Source organism: Citrobacter sp. BDA59-3, from assembly GCF_015167655.1.
GTDB lineage: Bacteria > Pseudomonadota > Gammaproteobacteria > Enterobacterales > Enterobacteriaceae > Phytobacter > Phytobacter diazotrophicus.
In genome coordinates this window covers 1,044,391-1,059,455 of record NZ_CP063427.1, presented here as the reverse complement: position 1 = coordinate 1,059,455, position 15,065 = coordinate 1,044,391, and the positions used below count along the sequence as shown (strand labels likewise).

The window sequence follows — 15,065 nt, the reverse complement described above, 5'->3', positions numbered from 1 at the left end:
GTCTTAGTCACCTGGGGAGTTTCTCTCATCCGCTTTTGTTTGCGCTTACCTATAGTCAGCGCAACTGGAGACCGCTATGCACGCCATCTCATCTGCTGAAGTTGAACAACGTTACCGGGCTTTTCGCCCACGGTTACTGCTGTGCATGGTGGTGGGCTATGCGGCGTTTTACCTGACGCGTAAAAGCGTCAATTACGTGCTTCCTGCGCTACAAAGCGATCTGGAGTTAGACAAAGGTGACATCGGGCTGATGGGCTCACTGTTTTACCTCAGCTATGGCCTGTCAAAGTTTGCCGCCGGGCTATGGCACGACAGCCACGGGCAGTGCGCCTTTATGGGCTGTGGGCTGTTCGCCACGGGTTTACTGAACGTGCTGTTCGCTTTTGGTGACTCACTGCCGCTGCTGTTAGTGGTCTGGACGTTAAACGGTTTTTTTCAGGGCTGGGGCTGGCCCCCCTGTGCTCGCCTGCTCACCCACTGGTATTCCCGCAATGAACGCGGCTTCTGGTGGGGATGCTGGAACATGTCCATCAATATTGGCGGTGCCGTGATTCCGCTGATATGTGCCTTTGCCGCCCACTGGTGGGGTTGGCAGGCTGCGATGCTGACACCAGGGATAATCAGCATGGCGCTCGGCGTCTGGCTGACAATGCAACTGCGGGGTACACCGCAGGAAGAAGGATTACCGAGCGTGGGCGAATGGCGGCATGACCCGCTGGAGCTCCGTCAGGAACAACAAAGCCCCCCAATGGGCTTATGGCAGATGTTACGTATCACCATGCTGCGTAACCCGATGATCTGGCTGCTGGGTGTGTCCTATGTGCTGGTCTACCTGATCCGCATTGCGCTCAATGACTGGGGCAACATCTGGCTGGCAGAAAGCCACGGCGTCAATTTATTGAGCGCGAATGCCACGGTGATGCTGTTTGAAGTCGGCGGTCTGTTAGGTGCGCTGTTCGCCGGTTGGGGATCGGATTTGCTGTTTAGCGGGCAGAGAGCGCCGATGATTTTGCTCTTCACGCTGGGGCTGATTGTTTCGGTCGCGGCACTGTGGCTGGCGCCGGTACATCATTACGCGTTGCTGGCGATGTGCTTTTTTACCGTGGGATTTTTTGTTTTTGGCCCACAAATGCTCATCGGCCTGGCCGCCGTCGAATGCGGGCATAAGGCCGCGGCAGGATCGATAACCGGTTTTCTCGGCGTCTTTGCCTATGCGGGCGCAGCGCTGGCGGGCTGGCCGCTGTCACAGGTGATTGAACGCTATGGCTGGTCGGGGATGTTCAGCTTGCTCTCCGTCGCCGCCGTATTAATGGGTTTACTTCTGATGCCCTTGTTGATGGCGGGCATCATGACGTCTCGCAGTCCTACAACCTCACAGGAAGGATAAAACAATGAAAGTTACCCTGCTCTCTACCCTGGTGGCGACCGGTTTGGCGCTGGCGGCATTCAGCAGCGCGGCCAAAGCAGAAGGTCGTCTGGTGGTCTACTGCAGCGCGACCAACGAAATGTGTGAAACCGAAACACAGGCCTTCGGCGAGAAATACAATGTGAAAACCTCCTTCATCCGCAACGGCTCAGGCAGCACGCTGGCGAAAGTTGATGCGGAGAAGAAAAACCCGCAGGCGGATGTCTGGTACGGCGGCACGTTGGATCCACAGTCGCAGGCCGGGGAGATGGGACTGTTGCAGCCCTATAAATCAGCCAATCTGGGCGAAATCATGGAGAAATTCCGCGATCCGGCCAAAGTGAAAGGCAATCTCTCTTCCGCCGTTTACGTGGGCATTCTCGGTTTTGGCGTTAACACCCAACGCCTGAAAGAGAAAAATCTGCCCATTCCGAAGTGCTGGAAAGATCTGACGAAGCCGGAATACAAAAGCGAAATTCAAATCGCCGACCCGCAGAGTTCCGGCACCGCCTATACCGCGCTGGCAACCTTCGTTCAACTTTGGGGCGAAGACCAGGCTTTCGATTACTTAAAACAGCTCAATAGCAATATCTCTCAATACACCAAATCGGGTATCGCCCCGGCACGTAACGCCGCGCGTGGCGAAACCGCCATCGGCATTGGCTTCCTGCATGACTACTCGCTGGAAAAAGAGCAAGGCGCGCCGCTGGAACTGATTTCACCCTGTGAAGGCACCGGCTACGAAATTGGCGGTATCAGCATCCTGAAAGGGGCGCGTAACCTGGATAACGCGAAGCTGTTTGTTGACTGGGCGCTGTCAAAAGAAGCACAGGAGCTGGCATGGAAAAAGGGCAAGTCTTATCAGATCCTGACCAACACCACCGCCGAAACCTCCCCGAACTCGCTCAAACTCGACGACCTGAAACTTATCAATTACGACATGGATAAATACGGTTCCACGGACGTACGTAAAGCGCTCATTAACAAATGGGTTAGCGACGTGAAGATGGGCCAGTAAACGCGCATTGGCGATCATATTGCCGGGTAGCGGCTTAACGGCTTTACCCGGCCTACAACACCGGAATGCTTATGTCACACACACTCACACTCCATCCCGCCCCCAAGCGGGATGCGATATTCCTTTGGGTTCTGCTTGGCGGGCTGGCCTTTGCGCTGCTGCCAAGCTGGAGCCTGGATTATGGCCTGCTGGAGTCTACGCGCGATGAAATTATCGACGCCTACGGCTGGTCGCACGTTAACGTCAGTTGGTTGTGGTATCTGCTGCCCGCCGTATTATTGCTTCGCCCACTGAGTGAAGCGAAGCGCGAGCAGCGAGGCCGCCACTACTTTGACGCCGGCTGGGCCTTACTGTGCATGGCGTTTGTGGCTGTCAGCGCCACCGTAGAAGGACGTGGTCTCGGTTATGCGGTGATTGTGCTGTTTGTCGCCCTTGCAGCCATCATGACTCTGGCGCTCACCCGCCTGGAGTGGCTCGGCGGCGACCGTTTTGTTATTGGTTCGCTGATTGTCATCGTGGCGCTGATCGGCGTCTTTATCGTCTGGCCAAGTATTGCCATCTTTATTCCTATGTTCACCACCGCCAGCGGTGAATTTGCCCCGCTGGCGTTTATGAATGTGCTCGCCCAGGCGCACATTATTCAGGTGATTTTGAATTCCATCTGGCTCTCTATTGCCGTGGGCGTCGGCTGTACCTTCTTCGGTCTGGTGCTGGCGATTTACACAACCCGCATTGCGCAGCGCAGCGCGATTATTGGCCGCATTTTCTCGATTCTGCCGATCGTCACCCCGCCGTTTGTCGTCGGCCTCGGCGTTACCCTGATGATGGGACGTTCCGGCTATATCACCGAATTAATGGTCGACTGGTTCGGGCTCACCAATACCAACTGGCTGTATGGCTTCACCGGTATCTGGCTGGCGCAGGTGCTGGCGTTTACCCCCATGGCCTTTATGATCCTCGACGGGGCGATTAAGACTATTCATCCGTCACTGGAAGAGGCCTCGTACACCCTGCGCGCCAGCCGCTGGCAGACCTTTAACGGGGTATTTATCCCGCTGCTGAAACCGGCGCTGGCTAATGCGTTTCTGATTGTGGTCGTGCAGTCGCTGGCCGATTTTAGTAACCCGCTGGTGCTTGGCGGCAACTTCGACGTGCTGGCAACGCAAATCTACTTCTATATCACCGGTTCGCAGCTTGATTATCAGGCAGCCAGTACGCTTGGTGCGTTCCTGCTGCTCTTCTCGCTGCTGGTGTTCTGCGTACAGTACATGTGGATCGGCAAACGCTCTTACGTCACCGTTTCCGGCAAATCCTATCGCGGCGATGTGCAGCCTCTGCCGGTCACGCTGGTATGGAGCGTAGTGGCACTGCTGGCAATCTGGGTGGCCTTCAACGCCCTGCTCTATGGCAGCATTTTCTACGGCAGTTTCACGGTGAACTGGGGCGTGGATTACACCCTGACGCTGGATAACTTTATTAAGCTGTTTGGCCAGGGAATGAGCGATGGCGCGTGGCCTTCTCTGCTCGATACCCTGCTTTACGCCGGGATTGCCGCCCCGATTACCGCCATTTTCGGCCTGCTGATTGCCTGGATTGTGGTGCGCCAGCAATTCAAAGGGAAAAAGACCATCGAGTTCACCACCATGCTGTGCTTTGCGGTTCCGGGCACCGTGGCGGGCGTCTCTTATATTCTCGCCTTTAACAGCGCCCCCGTTTACATCACTGGCACCGCCGCCATTGTTATTATTTCGATGGTGATGCGTAACGTGCCGGTGGGTATTCGCGCCGGGATCGCAGGCTTAGGCCAGATTGATAAATCGCTGGATGAGGCCTCACTTAGCCTGCGCGCCGGGTCGTTGCGTACCATTACGCAGATTCTACTGCCCCTGCTGCGCCCGGCGATTTTGTCCGCGCTGATTTACAGCTTTGTTCGCGCCATCACTACTGTCAGCGCCATTGTCTTTTTGGTAACGCCGGATACGCGTGTGGCGACCGCCTACATCCTGAACCGCGTGGAAGACGGCGAATACGGCGTGGCCATAGCCTATGGCTCAATCCTTATTGTGGTGATGCTCGCCATCATCTTCATCTTTGACTGGCTGATCGGTGAGGCGCGTATCTCCCGTTCCAAAGCTAAAAACCAGGCGTAACGGAGCGCGACCATGACACAAAAACATTTCGTTGAACTGCGCAATGTCACCAAGCGATTTGGTAACAACACGGTTATCGACAACATTAATCTTGCCATCCCTCAGGGGGAGATGGTGACGTTACTTGGCCCATCAGGCTGTGGGAAAACCACGGTGCTGCGTCTGGTGGCAGGGCTGGAAAAGCCCTCAGAGGGGCACATTTTTATTGATGGTGAGGATGTCACGCATCGCTCCATTCAGCAGCGCGATATCTGCATGGTGTTCCAGTCCTACGCCCTCTTCCCCCATATGTCGCTGGGAGAAAACGTGGGTTACGGTCTCAAGATGCTGGGGGTTTCACGCGCGGAGGTGAAAACGCGGGTGAAAGAAGCGCTGGCGATGGTGGATCTGGAAGGCTTTGAAGACCGCTACGTGGATCAGATTTCCGGTGGGCAGCAACAGCGCGTGGCGCTGGCACGCGCGCTGATCCTCAAACCCAAGGTGCTGTTGTTTGATGAGCCGTTGAGTAACCTCGACGCCAACCTGCGTCGCAGCATGCGCGATAAAATTCGCGAGCTGCAAAAGCAGTTCAACATCACGTCGCTGTATGTGACGCACGATCAGAGCGAGGCATTTGCCGTCTCCGATACTGTGCTGGTGATGAACAAGGGTCACATCATGCAGATGGGCTCGCCGCAGAATCTGTATCGCCAGCCTGCGTCACGCTTTATGGCGAGTTTTATGGGGGATGCCAACCTGTTCCCGGCAACGTTCCACCCGCAATTCGTTGATATCTATGGATACCGTTTGCCTGTGCCGGCACATTTCTCGGCCCAGGGAAGCGGCACGGTGGGTGTCCGTCCGGAGGCCATCACGCTGGGTGAACAGGGTGATGACAGCCAGCGTTGCGTGATCGTGCATGTGGCCTATATGGGGCCGCAGTACGAGGTGATTGTGGAATGGCACGGCCAGCGCATTTTGTTGCAGGTTAACGCCACCCGCCTGCAACCGGATGTCGGTGAGCAGTATTACCTGCAAATCCACCCCTACGGTATGTTCGAACTGGCCGAAACCGCGTGAGTTTATCCCGGATGCGGCTGCGCCTTATCCGGGCTACCACCACCATCGTAGCCCCGGTAAGCGTTCGCGCCACCGGGGTTATTCCCGGATGCGGCTTCGCCTTATCAGGGTTACCGCCACCATCGTAGCCCCGGTAAGCGTCAGCGCCACCGGGGTTATTCCCGGATGCGGCTGCGCCTTATCCGGGCTACCGCCACCATCGTAGCCCCGGTAAGCGTCAGCGCCACCGGGGATGTTTTAACGACGTTCGCCTGCCGCAATATCTGTTGTTCCGCCTCCCCAATCTTTCGGGTAGATCCCACGCCTTACATCACGATGAAATGATGAAAATGGCCAATCCCTCACCTGTTCTACCCAACCGTGTTTGACAGGGTTGTTGTAGACATAATCAAGATGGCGGCGGTAATCCGCTTCATTACGAATTGCATGCTCCCAGAAACGAGGCTGCCAGATATTCCGCTGCTGTAATGCACGGGTAAATTGTTTTTTGATATCGCGCCACCGCCCCGAATAATCTGTATCGTCCGCGGGCAATGTCCATACGCAATGAATGTGTTCAGGAAGAACAACCCAGGCATCAATATAAAAGGGCTTTCGCTGCCTTACGGTATTCACCGCCAGGCGCAAAACCTCAATATGAGTCGTGAGAAGAAAACTTCTGCGGTTTTTAAGGTTTACCGTGAAGAACCAGGTACCGCCGTTCACGTAATACCGCCGATAATTAACCAGGGGCCACTCCTTGTGCCAGAATTCCTCGGATATTCAACATAATCCAAAGAGCAGGTACGGAACAGAGAGTTGGCTATATTATGGAAAACGTCTCGCAAGTCATCCCGGATGCGGCTTCGCCTTATCCGGGCTACCGCCACCATCGTAGATACGGTGAACGTCTTCAACCTTTTTAGCCATGGCTGACTCGTTTTCCCGCATGACCACCACAGCGACATCTTTGTCCCCCCCTGGCGCAGAGCGTGCGGCGAGGGGGTTGAGTCCCCGCTGCAATCGGTGAGACGAAGACCCGATGACAAGGGCAGGCCGCCAGGGATGGGGCGAGTAATGCGAGTCAAACCGACCGCAGGCAGCGGGGCGGGAGGCGACATTTCGCCATGAACATACGGGGAACGGAACCTACCTCCCGAGCCGCATTTTCCCCCTAACCCCACAGGAGAGGGTCAATTCGTAGCCCCGGTAAGCGTCAGCGCCACCGGGGATTATTCCCGGATGCGGCTTCGCCACCGGAATACCTTATCTTCCTGACCAGGAGCCTCACTATGGATGGTTTGCGACCACACGCAGCCGCGCTCGCCTGCTGCTCAGCCGTGGGTTAGTCGTAAAAATGACATATAAAATCGGTCGCCAGGCCATATGCCCCACCTTAGTTAAATATAATCCTGGATTTGCCTGAAAAATTTTTCTCTCAAACTAAAGTGCGAAACAATTCAGGTCAACTCATTCTCAATGATTAAATTTAACATCAGGTAATTACCTGAAAACATTGTGATACAACCTACAAAACAATGTCATAAAGTAATGAAATCTAAAATGTAAAAACTATGTGAAATAAAAACAGTAAATATCGTCAATAATTAATAATAGTAAAGCGTCGCAGGGATAAAAAGGGTGTAAGAATTGTCGGATTTATTCCCTACCTGCTCCCTATAATATTTTGTTTTTTCCTGAACCATAAAACATTCAAACTACTATGCCTAATAAAATTTCACTCAAGGCATTATTTTTACGCTTCGCTTTCAGTAAGTTCCTCCTGTGATTAACATCAAAAGCCTTTTACCCTACTGCAAATTTCACCATTGCGGGGCAGCATGCACCAGAATTACCCGTCAGGCGCTACATCGGTGCCGCGTTTTTTTCGCGCCATTCCTCGCGCCATCCATAACCCAATGAATTTATTTGTTTTTTAAGCTTGGCACTGCCTTTGCTACTGACATTGCACTGTGTTTAATGGCGAGGCAGTAAATGATGACCACAGAATCAACCACATTAAAAAGAACACTCGGCAGCTTCCGCTTATGGGGCATAGCCGTCGGCCTGGTCATTTCAGGCGAATATTTTGGCTGGAGTTATGGCTGGTCCCAGGCCGGAACAATGGGATTTTTGATTGTCGCGCTGGCGATTGCCGCCATGTATTGCGCATTCATATTCAGTTTCACTGAGCTGACAACAGCGATCCCACACGCGGGCGGCCCTTTTGCTTACGCGTATCGGGCTTTCGGCCCCACCGGCGGATTTATTGCCGGTTTCGCCACGCTCATTGAATTTGTGTTTGCGCCACCGGCTATTGCAATGGCCATTGGGGCCTACCTGAACGTGCAATTTCCGTCCCTCGATCCGAAATGGATCGCCTGTGGCGCCTATATCATCTTTATGGCGTTAAATATTCTCGGTGTCGGCATTGCCGCTACATTTGAATTGATCGTCACCCTGCTGGCGATATTTGAATTGCTGGTCTTTATGGGTGTTGTTGCGCCAGGCTTCTCCTGGGACAACTTCACGGCTAACGGCTGGGCAGGCGCAGAAAGCTTTAGCGCCCCGGCATTGTCGGGAATGTTTGCCGCTATCCCCTTTGCTATCTGGTTCTTCCTGGCAATTGAAGGCGCATCGATGGCCGCCGAAGAAGCCAAAGACCCGCAACGCACCATTCCTCGCGCGCTGGGCGGCGGTATCCTGACGCTGACCGTATTGGCGGTTGGCGTAATGATATTTGCCGGCGGCGTGGGTGACTGGCGCGCCCTGTCGAACATTAATGACCCCTTACCGCAGGCAATGAAAGTCGTGGTGGGCAACAGTAGCGGCTGGCTGCATATGCTGGTCTGGCTGGGTCTGTTTGGCCTGGTGGCCTCTTTCCACGGCATCATCATGGGTTACTCCCGTCAGATCTACTCACTGGCGCGTGCGGGCTATCTGCCTGCCAGCCTGGCGAACCTGAACCGTAAAACGCGCACACCGCACCTGGCGATTCTGGCCGGCGGCGTGGTGGGGATCGCGGCCATTTTCTCCGATTCGCTGGTAACCATTAGCGGCATGCCGCTGACCGCCTGCATTGTGACGATGTCAGTATTCGGCGCTATTGTTATGTATATCATCTCAATGGCCGCGCTGTTCAAACTGCGCCGTAGCGAGCCGAACCTGGTGCGTCCGTTTAAAGCGCCCCTGTTCCCGATAGCGCCCGCGTTTGCGCTGGGTATGGCGGTACTCTGTCTGGTCGCGATGGTCTGGTACAACACCCTGCTGGCGCTCATTTTCGCGCTGATGATGCTGGGGGGTTACATGTGGTTCCGTAAAACAGCGTCAGCCCGTGAGCGTGCGGCGATGGATCCGCAACTACGCGCGCTCTCCTGAGGAGGCGAAATGTATAAAACGACCCTGGCGCACCGGACATACCGGTTCGCCAGTCTTAAAGAAGTCATGGCAAAAGCGTCCCCGGCCCGTTCCGGGGATGTGCTGGCGGGTGTCGCAGCAGATTCAGCGGAAGAGCGCATGGCGGCGAAAATCGCCCTTGCCGATATTCCGCTGCGTGACCTTCTGGACAATCCGATCATTCCTTACGAAAGCGATGAAGTTACCCGCCTGATCGTTGATACCCACAATGCCGATGCCTTTTCGCTTATCCGCCACCTGACCGTCGGCGATTTCCGTGACTGGTTGCTGGCCGATACCACCGATGCCGCCACGCTGACACACATCGCCCCGGCCGTCACGCCGGAGATGGCAGCCGCGGTAAGCAAGCTGATGCGTAACCAGGATTTGATTCTGGTGGCCAGCAAATGCAGCGTGATTACCCGTTTTCGCAACACCATCGGCCTGCCAGGCCATTTAAGCGTTCGCCTGCAGCCGAATCATCCCACCGATGATTTAAAAGGCATCGCCGCCAGCATGCTCGATGGCCTGCTCTACGGTGCGGGTGATGCGGTGGTGGGTATTAACCCGGCCAGCGACAGCCTGCCGGTCCTCGAACGGCTCAATCATATGATGGATGACATCATCAGCCGTTTTGCCATCCCCACCCAATCCTGCGTGCTGACGCACGTCACCAACACGCTGCAACTGATTGAACGTGGCGCACCGGTGGATCTGGTCTTTCAGTCCGTGGCGGGAACCGAAGCTGCCAACAGCGGCTTTGGCATTAATCTGTCGATGCTTAAAGAGGCGCAGGATGCAGCCCTGAGCCTGCAACGCGGCACGCTCGGCAACAACGTGATGTATTTTGAAACCGGCCAGGGGAGCTGCCTGTCGGCAAATGCGCATCACGGCGTTGACCAGCAAACCTGCGAAGCACGAGCCTATGCCGTGGCGCGCCACTTCAACCCGCTACTGGTCAACACCGTGGTCGGATTTATCGGACCGGAGTATCTCTATGACGGCAAGCAGATCATTCGTGCCGGTTTAGAAGATCACTTCTGCGGCAAGCTGATGGGGCTGCCTATCGGCTGCGACGTCTGTTACACCAACCACGCCGAAGCGGATCAGGATGATATGGACACGTTGCTGACGCTGCTGTGTAACGCCGGGCTGACGTTCCTGATTGGCGTACCGGGCGCGGATGACATTATGCTCAATTATCAGAGCACGTCGTTCCACGACGCCCTCTATGCCCGCCGTCTGCTGGGGCTGAAACATGCGCCCGAGTTTGCCGACTGGCTCACCCGTATGCAAATTATCGATACCCACGGACAGTTGCGTTTAACCGGGGCGAACCACCCGCTGCTGACCGCATTACCACAAGGAGTGAGCGCATGAATCCACCCGATGCCTGGACATTACTGCGCGAATTTACCGATGCCCGCATCGCGCTTGGGCGCAGCGGCGCCAGTCTGCCCACGCGTGAGGTGCTGAACTTTGGCCTGGCCCATGCTCAGGCCCGCGATGCTATCCACCAGCCGTTCGACAGTGAAAGTCTGGCGACACAGTTACACGAGCTGGGGCTGCAAACGCTGAATGCGCACAGCGCGGCGACAGACAGGCACATCTATCTGAATCGACCGGATTTGGGGCGCATGCTCAGCGAAGAGAGCCGCGATGCCTTAAAAGCGAGTCGGACGCCCGCCCACGACCTGCTGCTGGTGATTGGCGATGGCCTCTCTTCACATGCGGTGCAACGCCAGTCCGTCGGCCTGATTAAAGCGCTGCTGCCCTATCTGGAGACGCTGGGGATCTCAATGGGACCGGTGGTACTGGCGCATCAGTCACGGGTTGCGCTGGGGGATGACATTGGCGAAACGCTCAACAGCAAAGCGGTCGCGATCCTGATTGGTGAACGCCCCGGCCTCTCCTCCCCGGACAGCCTGGGTGTCTATCTGACATGGAACCCCGAGCGCAAACGGCTGGAGTCGGAGCGCAACTGCATTTCGAACATTCGCCCCGAGGGGCTGAACTATGACGCCGCCGCCTTTAAGCTCGCCTGGCTGTTGGAACAGGCGTTCCTGCGCAGGCTTACCGGCGTGAAGTTAAAAGACGAAAGCGATAACCCTGCCCTGCACGGACGCGTCACCCCACGCGTTCGCTAGCCTCCCGCGCGCTTTATCGCCCCAAGGGTAAAGCGCGACGCGTAACGCAAATTTTGTTCCATACTCTGTTAACCCTGTGTGCATTCTACGTTTGTGGAGACTCCAAGGTGAAAGAGACCGCACCTGCTCCCCAGAATCATCCTGTAAGAGAGAACCCGCGCTGGCTGAGATTCGAATCCCGGGTACAGCAGTATGGCGCTTATCTGCTTTTCTTGATTGTCATCAGTGCCCTTGCAGGCCTGTTTTCCCACGGATTTTTAAGCGACAGAACGCAGGAAACTGGCGATAAACAACTGCAGGTGCATTACGAGCGATTCGGGCGTTTACAAAGCGATATGGCGCTGGCCGTTACCGTCAGGGCGCCAAAGCATGAGCAGCTCGTCATCACGCTGGGCGGCGATTTTATGCAGCAATATGAGATACGCACGCTACAGCCGCAGCCAGACCAGGTCTCCAGTCGAAACGGAGTGTTGCGTCTGGAATATTCCCACGCGCATCCGGGAGACGCCTTTGATCTTTGGCTGGGGCTGACCCCACAGCTTCCGGGCAGCGCAACGTCGCAAATTGGTGTGGAAGGCGCATCCAGCACCAGCATCTGGCAATTTATTTACCCCTGAGGGCGAGACGATGGAAATGGTATTGCGGGCAATCGCCATCTATCTGGTGTTAATGGTGGTTTTTAAAATCGCCGGACGCCGGGCTTTGTTACAAATGACCTCTTTTGATCTTATCTTGCTGCTGATCATCAGCGAGGCCACACAACAGGCGTTACTGGGGAATGATTTTTCCGTCACCGGTGCGGCGCTAACCATCATTACCCTGGTGACGGTGGATATTCTGTTCGGCTATCTCAAAAAATATATCAATAACGCGGAAGACATGATCGACGGTGCTCCGGTCATCCTGGTGGAACATGGCCAGATGTTACGCGGCAAAATGAAAGAGGCTGATATCACCTATGATGACATCATGGTCTCTGCACGTAATAATCAGGGCATTGATAAACTTGACGATATTAAGTACGCCATTCTTGAGCGCAATGGTCATATCTCGATTATTGCGAAGTCGCCATAAAACCCGATTTACACTGTGGCTGTCTGCAATTATGCCGCAGGCAGTACACAGTGCGCTGCCTTCTGTCCGTCCCTTTAATTTCATTATCTTTCCATAAAATCCGCAACAGTGACTTTTAAAAATTCCATTTCTTATAATTACGATCAAGATCACATCCCTATAAAAACATAAAAAACAGCAAGTTACACTCATTAAAAAATAAATGAGAGGCACATCAACATAATTACTCCGCAGGTTGATTGACTCTTATGCACACGTGTGCATAAATAAATACAGTATGTTTAAAAAGCTAAATTCGGGACGGTAAGCATTTATCAAGGCATATTCTTTTCGCCATGATAGATACCCTTTTTCTGTAAATAATTAACGTCGTTGCGTCACGGCTAATTCAGTCGCAGGGGAACGTTTGTCTGCTGCTTTTTACTCATCAGAAACAGTTACGTAAATACATCAATTACGGGTGATGAATGGAAACGTGTTTCAAAGATCTGTCGATAGATCAGGATGCAATACGTGATGTATTGCAAACGATGGGCCTCCTCGAAGCAGAAGAGGCCCTGCACGTCAGCCCACTCACGGGCGGCGTCTCTTCCAACATTTTAAAAGTCAGCACCGGGGAACGGCAGTTTTGCCTGAAACAGGCACTGCCAAAATTGAAAGTCGCCAAAGAGTGGCATGCACCGCTTGAACGTGTCTTTGCCGAAATAGACTGGATGCAAACCGTCGCCGGTATTGCGCCGCACTCGGTTCCCCATATCACAGGCATCGACCGTAACGCGCTCTGTTTTGTGATGGATTATCTGCCCGCAGAGCAATTTCATAACTGGAAATCACAACTGTTAAGCGGGGAAATCGATATCGGTTTTGCCGCGCAGACAGGCAGCATATTAGGTGAAATTCATCAGAACACGGCGAAAAGCGAAGCGCTGGCAAAAATCTTCGCCTATGACGACAACTTCTTTTCGCTGCGTCTGGATCCCTATCTTGGGGAAATCGCCCGCATTCACCCGCACTATGCTGATTTTATTTTGACGGTATTACACAGAACACAATCCACCAGACTGGCACTGGTGCACGGTGATATTAGCCCGAAAAACATCTTACGCGGCCCACATGGCCCGGTCATTCTCGATGCGGAATGCGCATGGTATGGCGACCCGGCATTCGATTTAGCATTTTGCTTAAATCATTTCTTGCTGAAAACGGTGATTGCCGGGTCGCAGGAGACACAGCAAAAACTCATGCTCGCCTTTGATGCAATGTCCCAAAGCTATTTTCACCACATCACCTGGGAACCTGTCGGGGAATACGAAGCCCGTGTCGCAACACTGCTGCCCTGTTTAATTCTGGCCCGCGTCGACGGCAAATCACCGGCGGAATATCTCCAGGGCAGGCATGCGAATAACGTACGTCGCGCAAGTTGCGCATTACTGGAACGTCAATTTACGCAGTTGAAAGACATTACATCATTCTGGCGCAAGGAGAACGGGTTATGAGTCGTATTAAAAATGTGATTGGCCGTCGCGTGTGGGATTCCCGGGGCTGGCCGACAGTTGAGGTTGAAGTGCATCTGGAAAATGGTCTTTTTGGTCGCGGCATGGCACCCGCCGGGGCCTCATGCGGGATGCACGAAGCGGTGGAACTGCGCGATGGCGGCAGTGTTCTTTCCGGCAAAGATGTGCAAAAAGCGCTGCATAACATTCAACATGAAATTGCCCCGGCGCTTATCGGCACGGATATCAACGATCAGAAACTTATCGACAGCATTCTGATTGAACTGGACGGCACGGGCACGTTCTCCCGTCTGGGGGGCAATGCCTCGGTCGCCTGCTCCATGGCGGCTATCTATGCGGCGGCTAACAATGCCCACCTGCCGCTGTGGAAGTATCTGGCAGGCGATCGGAAAGTGGCGATGCCGCTGCCGCAAATTCAGATTTTCGGCGGCGGTGCGCACGCCGGGCGGCGTATCGATATTCAGGATTTGATGGTTATCGCTAACGGGGCGAAATCTTTTGAAGAAGCGCTGGTGATGACCGCTGAGGTGTATCACAGCGCGGGGCGCATCATGAAACAGCGCGGCCATTTAAGCGGCGTGGCGGATGAAGGCGGCTGGTGGCCAGAGTTCAGCAGCAATGAACAGGCGCTGGACACGCTGGTAAAAGCGATTGAAAGCGCAGGCTATGTACCGGGCCAGGATGTCTCTATCGCACTGGATATCGCCTCGTCTGAGTTTGGCAAAGAGGGCCGTTACCGCCTGGCGCTGGAAGCCACGGAATATGACTCAGACGGCATGTGTGAATTATTGCTCGGCTGGTTGGATCGGTATCCGATTCTCTCTATTGAAGACCCGCTGGCAGAAGATGATGAACAAGGCCTTATCGCCTTTACGAACGCCGCAGGTTCTCGGGTGCAAATTGTCGGTGATGATTATTTCGTGACAAATGGCGAGCGCGTAAAAGCAGCGGCGGAAATAGGAGCCTGTAACGCCGTATTATTAAAAGCCAACCAGGCTGGCACCATTACCCAATTACGTCATGCATTTTCCGAAGCGCAAAAAGCAGGATACGGCTCGATTGTTTCAGCGCGCTCAGGTGAAACCGAAGACAATATTATTGTCCACCTCGCATTAGGTTTGAATGCCGGGCAATTAAAAGTGGGCTCAATGACCCGCTCAGAGCGTACATCAAAATGGAATGAAGCCATTCGGCTGGAAGAGGCCAATGCTCTGGGATTTTTCGGCATCGCCGCATTAGATCATAAATAATTTTTTAATTTTATTCCGATTAGCTGAACAGGCGTTATCTCCGGGCCCTACGCATTGACCTGAATTTTCGATG

At 54.2% G+C, this 15,065-nt stretch carries 13 protein-coding genes; 12 read left to right on the top strand and 1 reads right to left on the bottom strand.

The features are described from left to right. The first annotated feature begins 76 nt into the window (after positions 1-76). The 5 genes from uhpC (at position 77) to IP582_RS04880 (ending at position 5,837) form a co-directional block, all read left to right on the top strand. Positions 77-1,387, top strand: coding sequence for an MFS transporter family glucose-6-phosphate receptor UhpC (gene uhpC / locus IP582_RS04900; protein ID WP_193795240.1), 1,311 nt, complete (start codon positions 77-79; stop codon positions 1,385-1,387). 4 nt (positions 1,388-1,391) lie between these two features. Further along, positions 1,392-2,423: an ABC transporter substrate-binding protein gene (locus IP582_RS04895; RefSeq protein ID WP_041852576.1), complete on the top strand. Its 1,032-nt coding sequence runs from the start codon at positions 1,392-1,394 to the stop codon at positions 2,421-2,423. A 71-nt stretch (positions 2,424-2,494) separates the two neighbouring features. Next, positions 2,495-4,573, top strand: coding sequence for an iron ABC transporter permease (locus IP582_RS04890; RefSeq protein WP_193795239.1), 2,079 nt, complete (start codon positions 2,495-2,497; stop codon positions 4,571-4,573). A 12-nt stretch (positions 4,574-4,585) separates the two neighbouring features. Beyond that, positions 4,586-5,632, top strand: a complete 1,047-nt coding sequence (gene fbpC, locus IP582_RS04885) for a ferric ABC transporter ATP-binding protein (RefSeq protein WP_041852578.1) — start codon at positions 4,586-4,588, stop codon at positions 5,630-5,632. Beyond that, positions 5,571-5,837, top strand: coding sequence for a hypothetical protein (locus tag IP582_RS04880; protein ID WP_193795238.1), 267 nt, complete (start codon positions 5,571-5,573; stop codon positions 5,835-5,837). The genes fbpC and IP582_RS04880 overlap by 62 nt, the downstream gene beginning before the upstream one ends. A 32-nt stretch (positions 5,838-5,869) precedes the next feature. Here IP582_RS04880 and IP582_RS04875 read toward each other — a convergent pair whose 3' ends face one another. Further along, entirely contained in the window at positions 5,870-6,361 is a 492-nt protein-coding gene (locus IP582_RS04875) for a transposase (RefSeq protein WP_193796186.1), read from the bottom strand. 1,248 nt (positions 6,362-7,609) lie between these two features. Here IP582_RS04875 and eat point away from each other — a divergent pair. The 7 genes from eat to eno all read left to right on the top strand — a co-directional run bounded on the left by eat (position 7,610) and on the right by eno (position 14,992). Next, positions 7,610-8,989: an ethanolamine permease gene (eat, locus tag IP582_RS04870; RefSeq protein WP_041852579.1), complete on the top strand. Its 1,380-nt coding sequence runs from the start codon at positions 7,610-7,612 to the stop codon at positions 8,987-8,989. Positions 8,990-8,998: 9 nt separating this feature from the next. Next, positions 8,999-10,387 carry an ethanolamine ammonia-lyase subunit EutB gene (locus IP582_RS04865; protein ID WP_193795237.1) on the top strand — a complete coding sequence of 463 codons (1,389 nt, stop codon included), beginning with the start codon at positions 8,999-9,001 and terminating at the stop codon, positions 10,385-10,387. Further along, positions 10,384-11,154 (top strand): ethanolamine ammonia-lyase subunit EutC, encoded by a 771-nt coding sequence (gene eutC / locus IP582_RS04860; RefSeq protein ID WP_193795236.1) that lies wholly within the window; start codon positions 10,384-10,386, stop codon positions 11,152-11,154. The genes IP582_RS04865 and eutC overlap by 4 nt, the downstream gene beginning before the upstream one ends. Positions 11,155-11,261: 107 nt before the next feature. Further along, positions 11,262-11,771 (top strand): hypothetical protein, encoded by a 510-nt coding sequence (locus IP582_RS04855; RefSeq protein WP_193795235.1) that lies wholly within the window; start codon positions 11,262-11,264, stop codon positions 11,769-11,771. A gap of 10 nt (positions 11,772-11,781) precedes the next feature. Continuing rightward, positions 11,782-12,228: a DUF421 domain-containing protein gene (locus tag IP582_RS04850; protein WP_041852583.1), complete on the top strand. Its 447-nt coding sequence runs from the start codon at positions 11,782-11,784 to the stop codon at positions 12,226-12,228. 467 nt (positions 12,229-12,695) lie between these two features. Then, a complete protein-coding gene (locus IP582_RS04845) occupies positions 12,696-13,724 on the top strand; it encodes a phosphotransferase family protein (protein ID WP_193795234.1) in 1,029 nt (342 codons plus the stop codon). Continuing rightward, the gene (eno, locus tag IP582_RS04840; protein WP_193795233.1) at positions 13,721-14,992 is read left to right on the top strand and encodes a phosphopyruvate hydratase; all 1,272 of its coding nucleotides are present in this window, start codon (positions 13,721-13,723) and stop codon (positions 14,990-14,992) included. Before IP582_RS04845 ends, eno begins: the two co-directional genes overlap by 4 nt. Positions 14,993-15,065: the final 73 nt, after the last annotated feature.